General features: G+C 38.7%; 22 protein-coding genes. 5 read left to right on the top strand and 17 right to left on the bottom strand.

Translation table 11 applies throughout. The annotated features are described in order from the left end of the window. The first annotated feature begins 2 nt into the window (after positions 1–2). Positions 3–770 carry a sulfite exporter TauE/SafE family protein gene (locus WG906_RS08225; RefSeq protein ID WP_339992093.1) on the top strand — a complete coding sequence of 256 codons (768 nt, stop codon included), beginning with the start codon at positions 3–5 and terminating at the stop codon, positions 768–770. A gap of 91 nt (positions 771–861) precedes the next feature. On the opposite strand, the gene WG906_RS08220 is transcribed toward WG906_RS08225, so the two are convergent. The 10 genes from WG906_RS08220 to WG906_RS08175 all read right to left on the bottom strand — a co-directional run bounded on the left by WG906_RS08220 (position 862) and on the right by WG906_RS08175 (position 8618). Continuing rightward, positions 862–2490: an ABC-F family ATP-binding cassette domain-containing protein gene (locus WG906_RS08220; RefSeq protein WP_339992092.1), complete on the bottom strand. Its 1629-nt coding sequence runs from the start codon at positions 2488–2490 to the stop codon at positions 862–864. A 152-nt stretch (positions 2491–2642) separates the two neighbouring features. After that, positions 2643–3008 (bottom strand): response regulator, encoded by a 366-nt coding sequence (locus tag WG906_RS08215; protein WP_339992091.1) that lies wholly within the window; start codon positions 3006–3008, stop codon positions 2643–2645. Between the two features lie 214 nt (positions 3009–3222). Further along, the gene (locus WG906_RS08210) at positions 3223–4449 is read right to left on the bottom strand and encodes an MFS transporter (RefSeq protein WP_339992090.1); all 1227 of its coding nucleotides are present in this window, start codon (positions 4447–4449) and stop codon (positions 3223–3225) included. A 118-nt stretch (positions 4450–4567) separates the two neighbouring features. After that, complete coding sequence (locus WG906_RS08205; RefSeq protein ID WP_339992089.1) at positions 4568–4990, bottom strand: secondary thiamine-phosphate synthase enzyme YjbQ; 423 nt, start codon at positions 4988–4990, stop codon at positions 4568–4570. A gap of 147 nt (positions 4991–5137) precedes the next feature. Then, the gene (locus WG906_RS08200; protein ID WP_339992088.1) at positions 5138–5335 is read right to left on the bottom strand and encodes a hypothetical protein; all 198 of its coding nucleotides are present in this window, start codon (positions 5333–5335) and stop codon (positions 5138–5140) included. 618 nt (positions 5336–5953) lie between these two features. After that, positions 5954–6340 carry a VOC family protein gene (locus tag WG906_RS08195; RefSeq protein WP_339992087.1) on the bottom strand — a complete coding sequence of 129 codons (387 nt, stop codon included), beginning with the start codon at positions 6338–6340 and terminating at the stop codon, positions 5954–5956. Between the two features lie 117 nt (positions 6341–6457). Then, complete coding sequence (locus WG906_RS08190; RefSeq protein WP_339992086.1) at positions 6458–6688, bottom strand: hypothetical protein; 231 nt, start codon at positions 6686–6688, stop codon at positions 6458–6460. A gap of 48 nt (positions 6689–6736) precedes the next feature. Continuing rightward, positions 6737–7153: a DoxX family protein gene (locus tag WG906_RS08185; RefSeq protein WP_339992085.1), complete on the bottom strand. Its 417-nt coding sequence runs from the start codon at positions 7151–7153 to the stop codon at positions 6737–6739. 134 nt (positions 7154–7287) lie between these two features. Further along, positions 7288–7713 carry a VOC family protein gene (locus WG906_RS08180; protein WP_339992084.1) on the bottom strand — a complete coding sequence of 142 codons (426 nt, stop codon included), beginning with the start codon at positions 7711–7713 and terminating at the stop codon, positions 7288–7290. A 350-nt stretch (positions 7714–8063) separates the two neighbouring features. Beyond that, the gene (locus WG906_RS08175; RefSeq protein WP_339992083.1) at positions 8064–8618 is read right to left on the bottom strand and encodes a dihydrofolate reductase family protein; all 555 of its coding nucleotides are present in this window, start codon (positions 8616–8618) and stop codon (positions 8064–8066) included. Between the two features lie 288 nt (positions 8619–8906). Here WG906_RS08175 and WG906_RS08170 point away from each other — a divergent pair, with 288 nt between their 5' ends. Further along, complete coding sequence (locus tag WG906_RS08170; protein ID WP_339992082.1) at positions 8907–9893, top strand: hypothetical protein; 987 nt, start codon at positions 8907–8909, stop codon at positions 9891–9893. Between the two features lie 273 nt (positions 9894–10166). Here the strand turns inward: WG906_RS08170 and WG906_RS08165 are convergent, their stop codons facing one another. Further along, positions 10167–11261, bottom strand: a complete 1095-nt coding sequence (locus WG906_RS08165) for a L,D-transpeptidase family protein (RefSeq protein WP_339992081.1) — start codon at positions 11259–11261, stop codon at positions 10167–10169. Positions 11262–11550: 289 nt separating this feature from the next. On the opposite strand from WG906_RS08165, the gene WG906_RS08160 reads away from it, so the two are divergent. Beyond that, positions 11551–13380, top strand: a complete 1830-nt coding sequence (locus WG906_RS08160; RefSeq protein WP_339992080.1) for a serine hydrolase domain-containing protein — start codon at positions 11551–11553, stop codon at positions 13378–13380. A gap of 216 nt (positions 13381–13596) precedes the next feature. Here WG906_RS08160 and WG906_RS08155 read toward each other — a convergent pair whose 3' ends face one another. Further along, entirely contained in the window at positions 13597–13890 is a 294-nt protein-coding gene (locus WG906_RS08155; RefSeq protein WP_339992079.1) for a hypothetical protein, read from the bottom strand. 228 nt (positions 13891–14118) lie between these two features. Here WG906_RS08155 and WG906_RS08150 point away from each other — a divergent pair, with 228 nt between their 5' ends. Together WG906_RS08150 and WG906_RS08145 are read left to right on the top strand one after the other, a co-directional pair. After that, complete coding sequence (locus WG906_RS08150) at positions 14119–15045, top strand: L-lactate dehydrogenase (RefSeq protein ID WP_339992078.1); 927 nt, start codon at positions 14119–14121, stop codon at positions 15043–15045. 142 nt (positions 15046–15187) lie between these two features. Then, positions 15188–15487, top strand: a complete 300-nt coding sequence (locus WG906_RS08145) for a GIY-YIG nuclease family protein (protein ID WP_339992077.1) — start codon at positions 15188–15190, stop codon at positions 15485–15487. Here WG906_RS08145 and WG906_RS08140 read toward each other — a convergent pair whose 3' ends face one another. From WG906_RS08140 to WG906_RS08120, 5 genes are all read right to left on the bottom strand, one after another. Then, a complete protein-coding gene (locus WG906_RS08140; protein WP_339992076.1) occupies positions 15488–15700 on the bottom strand; it encodes a hypothetical protein in 213 nt (70 codons plus the stop codon). It abuts the gene before it with no gap. A gap of 44 nt (positions 15701–15744) precedes the next feature. Continuing rightward, positions 15745–15897, bottom strand: a complete 153-nt coding sequence (locus WG906_RS08135) for a hypothetical protein (RefSeq protein ID WP_339992075.1) — start codon at positions 15895–15897, stop codon at positions 15745–15747. A gap of 198 nt (positions 15898–16095) precedes the next feature. Continuing rightward, positions 16096–16722 (bottom strand): HAD family hydrolase, encoded by a 627-nt coding sequence (locus WG906_RS08130; RefSeq protein ID WP_339992074.1) that lies wholly within the window; start codon positions 16720–16722, stop codon positions 16096–16098. 391 nt (positions 16723–17113) lie between these two features. Continuing rightward, positions 17114–17299, bottom strand: a complete 186-nt coding sequence (locus WG906_RS08125) for a hypothetical protein (RefSeq protein ID WP_339992073.1) — start codon at positions 17297–17299, stop codon at positions 17114–17116. Between the two features lie 135 nt (positions 17300–17434). Beyond that, on the bottom strand, positions 17435–19069 hold the full coding sequence (locus WG906_RS08120) for a glycoside hydrolase family 28 protein (RefSeq protein WP_339992072.1): 1635 nt from the start codon (positions 19067–19069) through the stop codon (positions 17435–17437). Between the last annotated feature and the right edge of the window lie 36 nt (positions 19070–19105).

Here is a 19105-nt window from a genome sequence, read left to right as displayed (position 1 = left end):
CTATGAGTGTCGAATTATTACTTCTTTGTTTTGTGTCATTCTTTGCGGGATTTATTGATTCAATTGTAGGAGGCGGTGGTTTGCTTCAAACACCGGCTATGCTGATTATTCTTCCGCAGTATCCTGTAGCTACTTTGTTTGGCACTACTAAAATTCCGTCTATAACAGGTACCGCTTTTGCTGGTTATAAGTATTCAAGAAATGTAGATATTAACTGGAAACTTCTATCTGCCATTCTACCAGCCGCATTTTTGGGCGCTGTTCTGGGAGCCTTCGCAATAACAATAATAAGCAGTACCCAAATAAAGTCTGTAATACTGGTGTTGCTGGTGGCTGTAGCTAGTTATACCTATTGGAGTAAGAACTTTGGACTAAAGAAAGACACTAATTATTCCCATTTGAAACAGCTGTTTCTTGGAATAATCTCTGGTTTTACAATAGGATTTTACGACGGATTAATTGGACCGGGAACGGGGACGTTTTTAATCCTCGTTTTTATTGCCGTCTTAGGGAACGATTTCCTGCACGCCAGCGCTCATGCAAAATATGTAAATGTGGCCACCAATCTGGCCGCCCTTATTTACTTTGCCGGTACAGGACACATATTGTATCAATATGCTATTCCAATGGCAGTATTTAATCTATGTGGTTCTTACCTCGGAACCCGCCTCGCACTACTAAAAGGAAATAAATTTATAAGGTTGTTTTTTTTAGTAGTAGTATTCGGAACGATATTGAGGTTTGCTTACGATGTTTTTCTGAAGAATTGAGGTGTGAACGTTGCGAAAAGCGCAGACATTTTGCGGCAGATGAACATGGAATTAACCAGATAACCCTTTAGATTATCTGGTTAATCAAATTTTAAGCCATGCTATATAATTCTTCTCTCTGTTGTTTTACAACATCACTGTTTATGTACTCATCATAAGACATTAACTTGTCAATTATTCCACCCGGAGTGATTTCAATAATCCGGTTAGCAACAGTTTCTGTAAGCTCATGATCTCGCGAAGTGAATAATATCACGCCTCTGAAATCTTTCATTCCATTGTTAAGAGCTGTAATTGATTCGAGATCAAGGTGATTGGTTGGCTCATCAAATAGAAGAACGTTTGCTTGCTGAAGCATCATGCGTGAGAACATGCAACGCATTTTCTCTCCTCCAGAAAGAACGGAGCTTTTCTTTAAAACTTCTTCTCCGGAAAATAACATCCGGCCCAGAAAACTTCTGATAAATTGTTCGTCTTTATCAGCCGGAGAATATTCTCTTAACCAATCGATCAGGTTTTCATTTTTACCCTGAAAATAAGATGAATTATCATTTGGGATATCCGCGATGTTAATGGTAACGCCCCACTTAAAATCTCCTTTAAAGTCTTTATCTCTGCCGGCTAAAATATCATAGAAAGCAGTTGTAGCCAAACTGTTCTCGGAGAGGATAGCAATTTTATCGCCTTTATTAACCATGAAGTTAATATTGGAAAACAAAAGTTCTCCATTAAGTTCTTTTCTTAAGCCTTCAGCCTGAAGAATCTGATCTCCAGCCTCACGTCCCTGGTGATTGAAAAGAATTGCAGGATATTTTCTGTTTGATGGTTTAATTTCTTCAAGATTGATTTTATCCAGGGCTTTTTTACGACTGGTTGCTTGTTTAGATTTTGAAGCATTTGCACTAAAGCGGCGGATGAATTCCTGAAGTTCTTTAACCTTATCTTCCAGTTTCTTATTCTGATCTGAACGTTGACGCGAAGCCAGCTGACTGGATTCGTACCAGAAGGTATAGTTACCTGTGTAAATTGTAATTTTACTAAAGTCGATATCGACAACATGAGTACAAACGGTGTCTAAAAAGTGCCTGTCGTGAGATACTACAAGGATAATTCCTTCATAACTCGCAAGGAAATCTTCCAGCCATGCAATTGTTTGGATGTCGAGGTCGTTGGTAGGCTCATCGAGTAACAGAATATCCGGTTTGCCAAAAAGCGCCTGCGCCAGTAATACCCTGACTTTCTGATTACCATCCAGCTCCTTAAGAAGCTTGTAGTGTAATTCTTCTTTTATTCCAAGATTGCTAAGCATGGTTGCAGCATTATTCTCTGCGTTCCAGCCATCCATCTCGGCAAATATATTTTCCAGCTCGCCTGCGCGTTCGCCGTCTTTTTCAGTGAAATCTTCTTTAGCGTATAAAGCATCTTTCTCTTTCATTACGCTAAATAGCTCCTTATGACCCTGAAGTACGGTTTCAATAACCGGATATTCATCAAATGCATAATGATTTTGCGATAATACCGCCATCCGTTCACCAGGGGTAAAACTTACAGAACCACTGCTCGGATCAATTTCTCCCGAAAGGATTTTGAGAAAAGTAGACTTACCGGCGCCATTTGCACCAATCACACCGTAACAGTTGCCAGGAGTGAATTTTAAGTTAACTTCTTCAAACAGAGTGCGTTTTCCGTAACGAAGAGATAGATTTGATACTGTAATCATGTTTTGTAAATTGAGGTGCAAAAATAAGGATTATCAGCAGGATTTGATAGATGCAGCGAAAGAATTATTTTTAGATGGAAATATCATGACAAAAGAAAGTTTTTGCCGAATTCGAGTATCCTGAATAACTATAAGGGGTGTTTAATAGTCTTTCAGTTCTGGATACCCAGAATCATTTTTTCAAGATCACTTATGTCAAAAGGTTTTTCGATAAACCCGTCAGCACAGGATCTTCTTGCGATTTCTGCTAATCCATCTGTGCCAGAAACAAGTATCACCGGTATTCTTCTTAACTGGTTCACCGATTTTAATATAATACACAGTTCACTACCTTTTACTCCAATTAACCACTCATCCAGAATAATAATATCAGGTGCAATATCAATTATCTCCTGTATAGTGTCTGATTTCCATGTTGTAAAAGTAAAAGGTTCTAAACCAAGGTCTTCGACAACAAATTGCATTACATCGAGGCATGAAACATCATCGTCAATAATAATAGCTTTTTTTCTTTTCATCCAAATTAATAAAGTGTCTCCAATAGCATATATCAGCATGCGATGCAATGCTTCTTAGATCCAAAATTCTTAACGGTTTTTCAATGGATTTATAAATCTCTTCTATTTATATAGTTCCATGGAAAGTAATTATGCTCTTACTATAAATGTTATTTAAACAAGATTGTTTGGCAATCACTACCTTTCGTGGTTAAATCTTTACAGGCTATGCCATTTAAGATGGTTGTTTCGCTAATTCAATAGCATTCTTTTGTTTAAGTCTGGTATTCAATCGGGACACAAAAAAAATGCTCAGTAAGGTGATTATGATGCTGATATAACCCGTAATTTCGTAATGGAGTATCGCATTGGTGGGTGTTTTAATTACAATTAATCCGGCCATTACTGAAGCAATTCCAACAAAAATTTGCTGAACAGATGAATTAATGCTCATAAAACTTCCGCGGCGTTCGCTTGCAACAACATTACTGATCATTGCCTGGGCCGGAATCATTCTGCCCGAGGAAACCACAAACCAGAACCCTGTAACTGCAAGTACCAGATAAAATGGAAATGGCGGCAGATTGGTAATCAAAGCTATTGGAAATACGGCAATAATCGCCATGGTCACAAAGAGGCGATGTTTCCCGATTTTGTCGGCCAGCTTACCCAGCAGGGGAGATGTGCCTAAAGTGAGAGCTCCTCCAACCATATAGATCATAGGGGTTTGTACTTTACTAAAACCCATATTAAACTCCATAAACGGATTAAGAAAAGGTATAATAAGAAAATGGCCGAGCATAATTGTTGCAGAAAGCGCAAGAGCCAATAATTGGTTTTTGTCTTTACCGATATCTTTTAATAGAACTAATGGATTGACCCTCGCTTCTGTATTTGTATGTGCATCGATTCTTGGTAAATAACGAATGAGGAAGGGAATAAGCAGAGTGCCGATTCCCGCTACAAAATAAAAAGGCCCATGCCAGTTAAAAATATTGGCCAGATATAATGAAAATGGGACACCAAATACAGAGGCTAAAGAGAACGCAGCCATAATTATACCCATCGCAGCCCCTCTTCGTTCATAAGGAATTAAATCGGCCACTATAGATAAAACCTGTGCGCCAATTAATCCGCCAAATATACCGGCGACGATTCTGGAGCCTAATAATATACTGTAGGAAGGTGAGAAGGCGCAAAACAGTGTTCCTAATAAAAAACCTGAAAATCCTGTTAACAGTACTTTTTTTCGATCGAATTTATCTACAAAAAACGCTGCCAGAAAACCGGAAATTCCGGCGCTGAATGTATAGGCCGCCACGAGCATAGAAAATTGTTGTGAGGATATATCAAAATATGGCATCAGGTAATTTCCTAATGGCATCATGATCATAAAGTCCAGAATGTGGGTGAAATTTACAGCGGCCAGCAATAATAAAATTATTTTCTCTTTCGGATTCATCAGGCGATTGTTTAACCGCCAATATTAACAAATCCCAAATAAAGAGTTTGAAATCAATTCAAACATGACGAAATTTTGTTTTTATGGAAGCTGTTTATGCTAAAATTTTAAAGGCGTGTTATTCACCCCAGGCAGTAATTATAAGGTTTCTGGGCCCTCCATAATTACGGTGCTCGCATAAATAAATGCCTTGCCATGTGCCCAAAGCTAATTTGCCATTACGGATAGGAATCATTACGGAACTTCCCAGCAAAGATGATTTTATATGCGCCGGCATGTCGTCAGAACCTTCATAATCATGAAGGTAATCCGGGTCATTTTCAGGAACTGTTTTACTGAAAAACATCTCAAAATCTTCTCTTACTGTCGGGTCGGCATTTTCGTTGATGCTTAGTGAAGCAGAGGTGTGTTGTATAAATACCTGGCAGATTCCGGATTTTAATTCTCTGATTTCCCGGAGAGCATCTGCTACTTCAGTGGTGATAAGATGAAAGCCTCTTTTTCTTTCCGAAAGTTTAAGTGCTTGCTGAAATATTTTCATGCTATTGATTTCAAAGATAACATAGAAACCAGTGCCAGGTAAATAAGTGTACTAAAATAGGAAGGTATGATTAAAAAATACATTAAAGCATGTACTGTGCCTTTGAGGGCACAAGCACATAATGATATTATTGAATTAAAATCGGAATCAGGAAAGATTGATGTTCCAGCAAAATCCATCAGAGCCTTTAATTTTCTGAGCCAGATAAATAACTTTCTTGTCATTTAAAATAACCTCATCCTTAATTGTGGATACATTATGATCCTTAGGATCGGGCAGGTTTTTCAGGATGTACTTAATTGTGTCAGAAAATTCTCCTTTTGATTTTGTAGTGCTCTTTCTCATGGGTGATTAATTAATTGGTGATATATTTTGTTTATAATTAAAATTTTATAAGCCGGTAATGCTTCCTGAATTAAAATAAGGCTTTTAACCGATAAGCTTATTATTTCCAGGTGATTAGGTGCTGTAAAGATAGGAAATGGTTTTTGTATATTTGCAATAAAATGTGTAATTTATTATCATAATTATTGATTTTTTTTAAAATATCTATCAAATTGATTTTAATTGAGGTGCACCCGGACTCATAATTTGTCGTTTTCAGTATTTGGAATTAACTAAACAGAAAGTATTGCCAAAATGTTTTGTAAATAATAACTGAAACAAAAAAAATAGTCTTTATTGGGTCTTTTCGAGAATTTTGGAAAAGTTTCTTATGCAGGTTAAAAATTTGAGGTAGAAGTAAAAATTGACCTTAACAAAAAACTTAAAGTAATAAACAGGCAGCAGATTTGTGAATAAATATTTCCTGAGTGGAAATACGAGCGTCTTTGATCCCACAAGCGGATTGGAGCCTGATATCGGATTCCCTTTTGTCAAAACAACGAATCACCTAAGGGGATGACTATTCAATGTTTTTCGGGGCTGGTTTATGCCCCTGATAAATAAACAGAGTACTTCGTATCAGATAGTGTTTCCCTCTAGAACCGATAAAATATTACCAGCCGGGTCTCTGAACCAGGCTATTAAAGGACCACCTCCGCGAAAAATATTTTTTTCATCTGTCTTGAAGTTTTCTTCATCATAGCTTTCGAAGACTACTCCGCGAAGTTTAAGGTCCTGAACTGTTTGCTCAATATTTAAAACGGGAAAGTTAAGAATTGTAAAGCTAGCCGGGCTGTGATCTGGTTTCGGGTAAATTATGATCCTTGTACCGCCTGCAATATGCAGTTCCAGCACTCCCATATCCAGGTTGATTACTTCCAGACCTAAAACCTCAGAATAGAATTGTCTGGCCTTTTCTATATCGTTTACAGAAAATCCGCTGAATGCTTTTGTGTTTCTAAACATAATATTGGTCTTATTAAACAGTATCAGGTATTAAGTAGCTAGTATCAAGATTGGATGCATTGAAGTGCAATTCTTAATACTCAGCTATACACTAATTTTCTTAATCAATTGGCCGGATTACAATGCTGGTTCATCCGGAAGTATTTCGGCACAACAGCCCAAAGCCTTCAAAAAAGCGATCAGGGCGGAAGATTGTATTAATTCTGTATTAGATTCGACCCGCAAAATATTATCACAATCTTGCAGGTCGAAATTGGCTGAATAATCAACAAATGTTTTTTTTATCTGATCAATAAGCAAAGTTGCCAGATCCAGATCCTTTACATCAGTTTTAAAAACTTCAACCATAAAGACTAAATCAGTTATTGAATATTTCAGAAACGAACTTCGTTCTCATCAGATGTTCGATTTGCTAAACAGCAATTTATCTATAGAGTATTTTCCGGCACCCAGTATAAATATTACCACTGGTAAAAGCAGAAATACAAAGGCTAATTCTTTTGCTTGAAATGGATCTTTACCGTGAGCAACAAAATATGCTACAAACATTGAAATGAAAATCGGGATGACTGCCAGCCGTGTTAAGAGACCAAAAACTACCAATAATCCACAACCCAATTCTGCAAAGATTAAAAGTATGAATGAATTCTTAGCACCAATACCTATGATGTCTGTGAACATAGGCAGAATCTGATCGAAAGCTATAAGCTTTGTGTATCCATGATAAGCCATTAAACCCCCAAGAATAAATCTTAATAAAAGTGCAGCAAGATCGGTGTTTAGGGAGTGGTAAGAAAGAATGTTGTTTTTCATTTCGAATTAATATGTTTTTTAATATTTCCAATTATAGGAATTTCCCCGGACTGTTTATTATAAGCGTTTGATCAGCTGCAATTGTTTTCGATATCCCGCTCAACAGCTCAGGGGCGGGAGTTTAATACTTTTCGCTATTTATTGTCGTCGAAATTAATCATCCATTGTATGCCGAATTTGTCGGTCAGTATACCAAAATAAGCTCCCCAAAAAGCCTTTTCAAGGGGCATTGTGACCTTGCCGCCCGCAGAGAGGCCATTAAACAGATTCTCAGCTTCTTCTATGCTATGGGCTTCAAGAGCCAAAGAGATGTTATCGCCGACAATTAGTTTTTGTCCCATGGATTCAAGCGCATCAGTAGCCATCAGTATACTTCCATTCCCTATAGGTAGAGCTATGTGCATAATTTTTTCAGCATCTTCAGGAGAAACTTTATTTCCTTCGGGAGTGTCTTTGAAACGTTGGAGCGTCAAAAATTCACCGCCTAAAACAGATTTGTAAAAGTTAAATGCTTCTTCGGTTGTACCAGGAAAGTTTAAATAGGGATTTAGATTTGCCATGATTTTATGTGTCTGATTATTTGTTAACAGAATTTTCTTTCATCAGTTCTACTAATTTTTTAAGCCATTTTCTGAGTGTTTCTTTCTTTGAATTCACATACCTGCATCTAAGATCTTTTGTGCATCTTTTCAATCTTGATACAAATCTATACCAGATACATTATTTATACGGGGGGTAATTACGAAAATAAAGGGGTGGTTAACGACAAATAAATGTATACGACGTAAAAAGGAAAGTTATTGGCTAATGATTACCTGAAGATAATTTAGCGACGAATATTCGGAACCCCTCTTTCCTATTCCTATTAGTCCCGCTCTTCTTATAAGGAGCGTATATCGGGATATCGGAATTAAGCTGGATCATAACATAAAAGAATAGCTCCACTTTTAAAAGTTCTGGTATCTGTTAAATTCAGATCCAAGGGTTTCTGCATGTCCTCAAAAAGTGAAGCGCCTTTGCCAATTGCAACAGGGTCAATCATGATCTGATATCTGTCGATTAAACGGGCATCGGCAAATTGAGTCAGAATACTGCCGCTTCCCAGAAGAGTCATATTTTTCCCGTTAGTTTGCTTTATTTTCTTTATTTTATCAGTGATATTTCCACTAATTATTCTCGAGTTGTTCCAGCTGGCTTTCTGCATAGTTTTTGAGAACACAATTTTTTCAGCTTTATTCATTCCCTCGGCTACAACCGGAAAACCCTCATACGCCGCAGGAGTGGGCCAAAAACTTGCCATCATTTCATAAGTTGTTCGTCCGAAAAGAAGTATGTTATCACTTTTAAGACTTTCGGCAGAATATTCACCTTCTTCCCGGCCGTGTTTATGCCAGGCTATCCCGTTGTTTATATCTTTATAATATCCATTCAGAGTTATAAATTGAAAGCTCGTTATTTTTCTCATTTCCTCATATATAAATGAATCCTTAATAAATCAACCTTAACCATGAATCATAAAAAGTGTAATCATAGGGCCAGAGGTTAATGAATTCAGCCTTCAGCCCATTTTATAACGCGTTTACCATAAATGTTCTCCACTATAGATTAGTATAATGAAAATTTGCTTCCATTTGTGTTTAATTTACACCAAAATAAGAGAGGGGGATTTAAGCGCATAATTTTATTTAAATATTATTTTAAAACCCGATTCATTTATAAGAGCTTTATACCGTTAATTTGTCTAAAATCAATTATGAACTTGAGAAACATTCCCATCAAAAAGTTGAAGAATCATGCTTTGCTTGTTTTAAGCCTGGTATTTCTGACCATTTCTTCATGTAGTCCCATCCTTTCGAAAAAGGCCGATTATGCTAAAGACCGAAAGCTTTTATTGCGAGATGAAGGTTTGTCTCAATTAAGCTATATAAATTTATCATCACCTGCACAAAACTGGTTCGTTCCAGTACCTGCAGGCAGGGACCTACAGTTGGTAGGACAGGGCAGAGTTCTTATCGGAACGGGTAATGGGTATGAAGAACGTGAAATTTCAAACGGTAATAAAATTTTTGAAATTACTTCTTTCCCGGGGACACAAACAGTGAGACGATTACGGAATGGTAATACTTTATTAGCCGGAGCAAACTGGCAAAATAAAGAAGGTATTGTCTTGGTCGAGATAAATGACAAAGGATCCATTTTACGTACCGTTGTTTACCCGGGATTTACGTATGTGCGTTGCATTCGCGAAACAGTAAAAGGTACTCTTTTAGTTACAGCCGATGATTTGGTTTTTGAGGGCGATGCAAATGGAGAAATAATCTGGAAGGCCATCGTTGCTGGTCCGCCGGCCAAGCCTCATGTTTGGCAGGCTGTGCGCCTGGGTAACGGGCAAACGATAGCAAGTACAGGCTATGCTAAGAACTTTCAACTCTATGATGCCGCAGGTAAACAAGTCAAAGTCATCACCGGACCGACAGATGTAAATCCGAATTTTTTCGCTGGTTTTCAGGTTCTTGCAAATGGAAATTATGTTGTAACCAATTGGCAGGGACATGGGCCAAAATTCGGCGGCAGCGGTACACAGGTGCTCGAATATGATCCGAACGGTACATTGGTGTGGTCGTGGAAGCAGGATGCTGAAAAGTTTTCTTCTTTACAGGGTATCATTGTGCTTGATGGTTTGAATATAAATAAACTGCATGTAGAAAATGGTAAAGGGGCTTTGGAAGCTGTAAAGTAGATTGAAATCCTATATATTTTGCAATAGCGAAAATATTAAATTTAAGAAGGTTGAGTGGTTGGTGGTGACACCAACCACGGCGAAAACTGCATGTGGAAAATGGTAAAGGGGCATTGGAACAAGTGAAGTAGATTAAGATCCTATATATTTTGCAATAGCCAAAATACTTAAGAAGGTTAAGTGGTTGGTGGATACACCAACCACTGCGAGAATGGGAAGATGGCCGAGACAATGTTATTAGTTAGTGATTAATGGAGACACCAACCACGCAATTTACTCTTCCAAAGTAATCATCTTTTTATCCCTGCCATAAATATCATCTCTGAAATGAATATCTCCCGCTCCATCAATCCATGCGGTATAATAACTTATCGCTACGGGTACAGGTTTTTCCAACGTAACATAACGTTCTTTTCTTGAATTCATAGCGCTTTCAATTGACGTGTCATTCCAATCGGGGTCATTTCTTAACAGATATTTAGCGAGTTCAAAGGGCTGGCTTAAACGTATACATCCGTGACTAAAGGCCCTGGATCTTTTTTCGAACAAAGTTTTGGCCGGAGTATCATGAAAATAGATATTGTATTTATTTGGAAATAGGAACTTGACTTTTCCAAGTGAGTTTTTCGGTCCCGGCAACTGGCGAATATCAGGTAACCCGTTTTTCGTTCCTATAATCTCCATATTATGTGTTCTCAAATACCTTGAATTTTTATTCATTTCCGGAAGAATCTCATTTCTTACGATGCTTTCGGGGATGTTCCAATACGGACTAAATACCACTTGTTCCAGCTCATCATTAAAAACGACTGTCTGGTTAGTTGTTTTCCCAACCACAATGTTCATAGAGAGTACTTCCCGGTTTCCTTCATAAACATATAGCTTGAATTCGGGTATATTAGCTATAATGTGCGTTCCGGGGTTTTCTTCAGCTTCTTTCAATATTCTTTGCATATTTAATCGCAATTGACTTATCCGGGTTTCTAAAGGAATGTTCAGTACTCTTACAAGTTCAGAGTTAATTAACCCGTTTTCTTCAAAGCCATGCCTTCTTTGGAATCTCTTTACGGCAATTTCCATTTTTGAATGATAAAGATCAGAATGATCATTTTCCTGTAAATCTCCGAGAAGTTCGAGTCGCTTTTTTATCTCTTTTATAACCGACTCACGATCGTTCACTTTCAGGATAGTTTTTGATGCTAACCTAATCTCGTTCCAGGATTCATCGTTTCTTAGTGCTTCATATCGCTGGGTTGCTTTTTCAAGCAGTTTGTATTGTTCATTTACAGGATCACCACCGACTGGTTGTAAGTGGCTATCGCTAAGGTTTAATGCAAAAAGTTCGCCGGTGGGCATTATAAGTGCCAAGATGCAAAATAATGGGCTGAGTATGATGGTTTTCATCTGATTTGCGTACTGGGGTTCAACTATTATATCACAATATCTAAGCCAATACATCATATAAATCAGAGGTTAAAAATAAAAAACCTTGTTTTTTCATTTTTAAAAGAATATTTTAGTAGTAAGACCGTTCAAAGATCAAGCAGGCTTGAAATACCAAGGGGGGCTTAAAATCTTAGAAAAAGGGAAAATTTTGTAACTAACTTTCTGACTTTTAGTACAAGGGGTAATTATTTTAATATTAATTCAAGGGATAGTGAAGGGGAATTTCAAAGAAAAAAAAGTAAGATTTCATAGTTTATATTATGCGGTCTTTTTACTGATACTCGTGTTAGGCGGATTCGATAATCCAATTAACGAAAAAGAGATCCTGGCTCAATTAGTGAAGCAGAACGATTTTCAGCGGTCGACCGTATTGCTCAACAATCAGCTACGCACCATCCCGCTTAAAGATTTGGCATCTCGCCGCATTGCCAGTATAAATACAGGTGTTTCGAATAGTGCTGAATTTGATAATATGCTCCGCAATTATGATGCGATAAGCAGTTTTAATTTTGAGAATCTTCGCCTTGATGCTTTAAATAGCTTTACTACTCTTGTTATACAAGTAAATCCCGAAACACTTTTCAAACCAGAAGTATTTTCCTTTATACAGGAAGTTCAAAAGAACAAAGAAGTTATTATAGCTGGTTTTGGTAATTCAACGGCATTGCAGCGTTTAGAAGAATTTAATATGCCTGTAATCTGGAATCCCGAACAATCAGCATTTTCGGCTACTTATACAGCCCAGGTTATTTTTGGCGGAATTGCCGCTGAAGGAAGGTTAGCACTCAATATAAGTCCGAAATACATGGCCGGAACAGGGTATTTTACGGAAAAAAGCCGTCTTAAATATTCTTTACCTGAAGAAGTTGGAATTCAATCTTCTAAGCTGTCTGCAATTGATGATATTGTTGAAGAGGCCATACGCGAACATGCTACTCCAAGCGCTGTTGTTCTGGTGGTTAAAGATGGTAACGTAATCTTCAATAAAGCATATGGTTCGCATACCTATGATGGAAACAATCCTACGCAGGTTAACGATATTTATGATCTGGCATCGGTAACTAAAGTTGCCGCTACTACAATGGCGACAATGAAGCTGTATGAGAAAGAAAAGATTAACCTGAACGCAAATCTGGGTACTTATCTTGCGGATGTAAGGAATACTAATAAAAATGAAATTCCGGTGAAAGACGTTTTACTTCACCAGGCCGGTTTTGTAAATCTTGACTTCTTTAGCGATTTGCGGTCAGGAGATCATACAAGTGACTCATCCTTCTTTTATCCGGTAAAAGCCGCTGATCATTATTTTATTCGCAGAAATTACTACCAGGATGTGATGTGGCCAAAAATGCTTCGTACACCTTTGCCTACCAGGGGTAGATATGTCTATAGCGATATCAGCATGTATGTGATGAAAGAAATTATAGAGCGCCAGGCTGAAAAAACACTCGATAAATTTGTTCTTGACGAGTTTTACAAACCCCTGGGAATGCGTACAGCAGGGTTTAATCCGCGCAGGCGCTTTGATGCTGATCAGATAGTACCTACCGAGAGAGATACTTATTTCCGTAAAACTCTGTTGCAGGGTTATGTACACGATAGCGGAGCTTCACTGGTTGACGGAATTTCTGGTCACGCAGGATTATTTGCCAGTGCCAACGATCTTGCTATTTTAAACCAGATGCTTCTTAATGGCGGTACCTATGGAGGAGTTCAGTATTTTAAGCCGGAAACTGTAGAGCTGTTTACGGCCCGTCAATCGAATGTTAGTCGCCGTGGCTTAGGTTTCGACCGTGCAGAAGCGGGTGGAGGATATCCCTCAAGATTAGCTTCTTCCTCAACATTTGGTCATACCGGTTATACCGGAACCTGTGTGTGGACAGATCCTAAAGAAAAACTTGTATATGTATTTTTATCTAATCGCGTATATCCTTCGGCAAGCAATAAACTAAATTCACTTAGAATACGTCCCAGAATTCAGGATGCTATTTATGCTGCCATTGCTGAAGGTAATGGGAGTTTTGCAAGTGCTGTAAATTAGGAATCTTTCAGATTTGACGATTATCCTGAATTTCTTCAGTATCTTTTAGTTAAATGAATTTTTGTTTAGAATAACATGATGATGCGGTAATACTTTAGGAATCTTTTTAGGTCTTAAAGGGGATAAAACTCCAGACTTTCCGGAGATCTCCTTCAAAAATGGTAACATATAAAAACTACGATTATCAGGAGCCTTGTATTGAACGACAAAGATGAATTATAACTTTGATTTCTCTTCCTCTGCAAAAAACAACAATACCCGTTCATCGAATTTTTCCCAGGTATTTTGTTCAGTTTTTCTGAAATTTTTAAATAAAAGTGCATGCGAAGCGTTAAGGGTTTGGTTACAAATGTGCTCGGCTTCTGCCCAGCTAACATTTTCCAGTGCCTCTTTAGCTTCACCGAAATACAAGTATTCCTTTTCTCCTAAAGCCTCTGTACTCCAAACTAATTCATCGCCATTTTTCTTTCCCTCGTAAACGGCAAGTTTGCCTTTGTTTTCTTGTTTCATGAAGATTGTTTTTATATCAACAAAGCTGCGTCGGGGATGTTTGTAGCGCCAGTCTAAATCGCTGCATGCCTATTCCTTTTTTATCCTTAGAATGCTTTGTAATTAGATCTTACAGGTCCGTTTTTTGTTCCGGCTCCCTGCCAGGACGAACGGGTCCGAACAACCTAATAATGTTCACCCCAAACAAATTGGAACCATTGCGTATTGAATCTAAATATATCAGGGTACATGGTAACATCTCAGAAGAAAACAAGAATTGTAGTTATTGGCGTGGGGGCGGTAGGGTCGACTACAGCGTATACCTTGCTTTTGCGAAACAGGATGGATGAACTGGTCCTGATTGATGCCAATAAAGAAAAGGCAATTGGTGATGCCCTTGATATGAATCATGGTTTGCCTTTTTTAAGTCGCACGAACGTTTGGGCGGGAGATTATCCGGACTGCGTTGAAGCAGATATTGTTATCATTACTGCCGGTGCTGCCCAAAAACCTGGTGAGTCACGCATCGATCTTCTCAGGCGAAACGTTTCGATCTACGAAAGTATAACCGACGAAGTTTTAAAGTACAATAAAGATGGTATTCTGTTAATTGCGTCTAATCCGGTCGATGTGATGAGCTATTTTACCTGGAAAAAATCTGGCTGGCCGGTAAACAGGGTAATAGGCTCAGGTACTTTATTAGACAGCGCACGCTTTAGATATCTCATAGGCCAAAAGCTGCATATTGATGCAAGAAGTGTGCATGCACATATTATAGGCGAGCATGGTGATTCTGAACTTCCCCTCTGGAGCCTTGCCAATATTGCCGGAACAGAAATCGCCTTGTCTGAGGAGGATAAGCAAGAGGTATTTGAAAATACAAAAAATGCCGCTTACCAGATTATCAAGGCCAAAGGCGCTACTTATTATGCTATCGCTCTGGCCCTCGACAGAATATGTACCGCAATTCTGGATAATGAAGCTGCAGTTCTTAACGTGTCTACACTGCTGACTAACTATCATGGTGTTTCTGATGTGTATCTTGGCGTACCTTGTATTGTTGACAGAAATGGTATCAGGGAAATTCTTCCATTGACTATTAATGATAAGGAAAAGGAGATGTTACATGCTTCGGCTAATAAGTTGAAGGAGATTGTTGAGTCTCTTGTGATGTAAATTTTGCCACCTCGAAAGGTCTGTACCTGGGGATAGCGCAGAGAGAGTAGGTTTCCTGCCGATGGAAGTATCGGGCCTTTCATGGGCGTTGCATAGAAAAAAAATTATACCAAGCTTTTTATAAGATTTTTTACTTTTAAAAATGGAATATGGGGGATGTATCTACATCATGACCAATAAACATCGAACTACTTTATATATTGGGGTAACATCTCATTTACTTAACAGGATACTGGAGCATAAAGAACACAAATATCCGTCAAGTTTTTCAGCAAAGTACAATCTTGAATACTGTATATATTACGAGTTCTTTTCCAGAATTGAAGAAGCAATTGGAAGGGAGAAAGAAATAAAGAAATGGCGCAGAGAAAAGAAGGTGGCTTTAATAAAGACCTTGAATCCCGAATGGGTAGATTTGTGGGAGCAATTGGCAGGCAATTAATTAACCTTTTGACAACATTTGATGTGAAGGTTTTGAAAACGAAACCAACACTCCACCCGTCACCTCGAACGGCCTTGAGGTTTGGGATAGAGCAGAGAGAGGTCTCCTGGCGATGGAAGTAAAGCCCTTTACCGCGGAGATATCTCTCTCCGCACCAGCTAACCACAGGGCCATTCGTTCGATATGACGGGTGTATGTTATGGGCGTTTCCATAGGAGGTACTTTGAGTTTGAAAACGAAAACCAACACATTTTCCGTCACCTCGAACGGTCTGTAGCTGGGGATAAAGCAGAGAGAGGTCTCCTGGCGATGGAAGTAAAGCCGTTTACCGCGGAGATATCTCTCTCCGCACCAGCTAAGCGCAGGGCCATTCGTTCGATATGACGGGTGTATGTTATGGGCGTTTCCATAGGAGGTACTACGAGTTTGAAAACGAAAACCAACACATTTTCCGTCACCTCGAACGGCCTATAGCCGGGGATAGAGCAGAGGAAAGTCTCCTTCCTACCAATGGAAGCCACGGCCTTGATCGGGGAGATTTCTCTCTTCCGCACAATGCAACAGCACAGGCCATTCGGTCAATATGACTGCCTATGTTACCGGAGTTTTCATATTCCTATATAAAACTCCAGCTCTTTGAAATTTCTTATGAACTTTTGACTCTCACTTGCAGAATGTTCCGCCTTATAATCATATAAAACCGCATCAATTCCCAGCTCCTTTGCTGCTTTAATTTCAGAATTCAGATCGTCGCCGATAACCAAAACTTCATCCGCGGAATAGTTGTAATCCCGCAGGATATTCCTGAAGATGTCTATTTTTTTTAAATCGGAGATAGCAGGATCAACCACTACAATTTTTTCAAAGTCTTTTTCAATATTCAGCTGCCTGATTTTACTGTGCTGGAGTTTGCTGAAACCTGTTGTCACCAGAAACTTTTTACAGGGGATTTTTCGTGCATGTTCGTAACCCTCAAATGGTTCCATGTTCTCCTCATAGGTGAGGTCGGATAGGAGATTCATACCCTCGGCAATTAAGCTCTCACTGAATTTGTAATCCTTTGCAACATGCTGAAACGGGCGCCGCATAATTTCAGCCTTTATTTCAGTAAGATCCCCCTCGTATTCTCCGCTTTCCTCAATACGTTCAAATAAAGATTTAAATAGCTTGTTTCCGATAGAGGTTACAGGATAGATGGTATTGTCTAAATCAAATATTAATGCTTTTTTCTTCATTTGCCTGTTTCGACAAGGTTGGATGATTTTTTTTTAACTACATATTTACGCAAAATTCCTTTAAATTCTGATTTTTAGCAGCCATATTAAAAATGCACATACAGAATGGGGTGGCTATAAAAAATGTCACAAAAGACATTCTTGTTATCATCTTTAGGAATTGACGTAAGATGATGATTTTGGTGAATTTGAGACATTCACTTTGTATTTTGAAATGGTTATTAAATAGACAGTACACACGCCTATGGAAAGGTTTCTGTCAATTGGGAAAGTTCGGGGTTCCTCTCTCAAAAGAGGATTTGAAGGCTTAATAACAGGTTTCAAAATCCATTTCATAAAAAAGGGTTGAACGGCAGTTCAACCCTTTAAATAACCTGTAAAGTTTACATAATTACACTACTACCGAAGGAATAGTCAGCCAATACTTCACATTATTCAATTTATGTCCATCAATATGCCTGATAAAACTCTTATTTTTAATAAAGTAATAGCCTACTGATAATCCTTTCAACTCATCAAACAACAATACTTCTTCCATATCTGTTGGTAACGAGTCAAACACTAATTTCCATTCCATAGTGTCTATAACGAACAAAGTGTAAGATAAATATAGACTGTCCAGTCGGACGTTTCATAACTAAAATAATTTCCTTTTTTTACCGGGCTTAAATTAAAAGGATCAACCTGATTTGACTTGTCAAAGGAGCTTTAACTATTTATCCATGCTTGCTTTAGGCCAGTTCTCTGGCTTCCGGGGAACGGTATTCCTGAACTTAATATTATCAGAAAGGTCTCCCGAATCATTTACTATTAATTCATCTCCGGGTACTTTAAATACAACGTTTTTAAAGAGAAGGTTGCGGACATCCGTTAAGCTGATCAGCGAATCCTGTGAACGTATTACCGCGTTTTTAATAGTGATGTCTTTTGCATCTGTTGCACGGATGAGGTTAGTAGTGGTAATGTCTGCATTTTCTAAAGTGAAATTCGTTAAGGGCGATTCAGGGATACCATCTATCCTTATCAGGTTTTTCGCTTTTTCAATAATAAAATCTTTAGCCGAAATATTCCGGTAGAACGGAGTAAGCCGGTTTACCGGGGGAGCAGGCAAGCGCGTAGCAAGCTCACCAACATACATTTTGCTTCCCAGCATATCCCAGCGGAAAGCATCGTCGCGTAATGACATGCGGATACGTTCATAAAATAAGTTTTCTCCGCCACCGCCTCTTGGCCTGCGTGTTTTAAAACGGATTCCTACTCCGGTATCATCAAATACGGAATCGTGGACATACAGGTTACGAATGATGCCCGCAGTTTCGCTTCCAACGGTAATACCTCCATGCCCTTCTCTTGCCAGACAAAAACGGACAACTACATTTTCGGTAGGCTTATTTACCCGCATCCCGTCTTCGCCGCGGCCTGCTTTCATGGTAAAGCAATCGTCACCGCAACTTAACGTGCAATATTCGATAAGAACATTTCTTGTTGATTCGATATCAATTCCATCCCCCCGGGGGATGCCTACCGAATTAACCGTTACACCACGAATGATCACGCCATCGCAGTACACCGGTACAATGTTCCAGAATGGGGTGTTTTCTAATGAAATTCCTTCTATTAAAACATTTTTGCAATTGATTGGTGAGATAAACATGGGGAGGAAAATAAACTCGTTATTATAGCCTTCGTATACTCGTTCTGAAACAGGCTTATCATGAGGTACCACGTTTTCAATAACATCAACATTCATAACCCGGGTTCTTACGGGAGAATCTTTTGGAGGGCCTATTAACTTTCCTCTTCCTGTTACTGCGATGTTTTCCTGTCCGTTTGCATAAATACATGCTCCAAGTGACATCACTTCGATACCCTCATTACGTGTAAATACTGCGGGCCGGTAATCTTCAATTTCTCCGCTAAAATGTAGCTCGGCACCAGCCTCCAAATGGAGGTTAACGTTGCTTTTCAGGCTTATTCTTCCCGTGTTCCATTTTCCAGCCGGAATGTTTACTGTTCCGCCGCCCTGAACGTTTATCTCATCGATGGCGGTTTGTATCGCTTTTGTTGTGATGATTCCCTGTTTTGCGCCTTTATCTGTAATGCTTATGCTGAGATTTGGAAAGATGGGTCTTTTAAGCTGCGGCATAGCAAATGGTGCGGTAATAGGGGCAATTTCGGCAGGCATTTTTAGTGCGCCAACATCCTCAATGGTAGGGATGTATACTCCTGAGACAGGAGTTTCTGTCTTCCGGGTGATTGAGCATTGGGTAAAGAAAAAGAGAAAAGATCCTGTTATGGAACAAAGTAAAAAAGCATGTAGATTTTTTTTATTAGTGTGTATTTTCATTATGGACTGTATGGAAGCGCAATCTAGAGAAAATCT

Origin of the sequence: Pedobacter superstes (assembly GCF_037622515.1) — a bacterium.
Classification (GTDB): domain Bacteria; phylum Bacteroidota; class Bacteroidia; order Sphingobacteriales; family Sphingobacteriaceae; genus Paradesertivirga; species Paradesertivirga superstes.
Note: the sequence above shows the minus strand (reverse complement) of the source record. Positions and strands in the feature narration are given on the sequence as shown.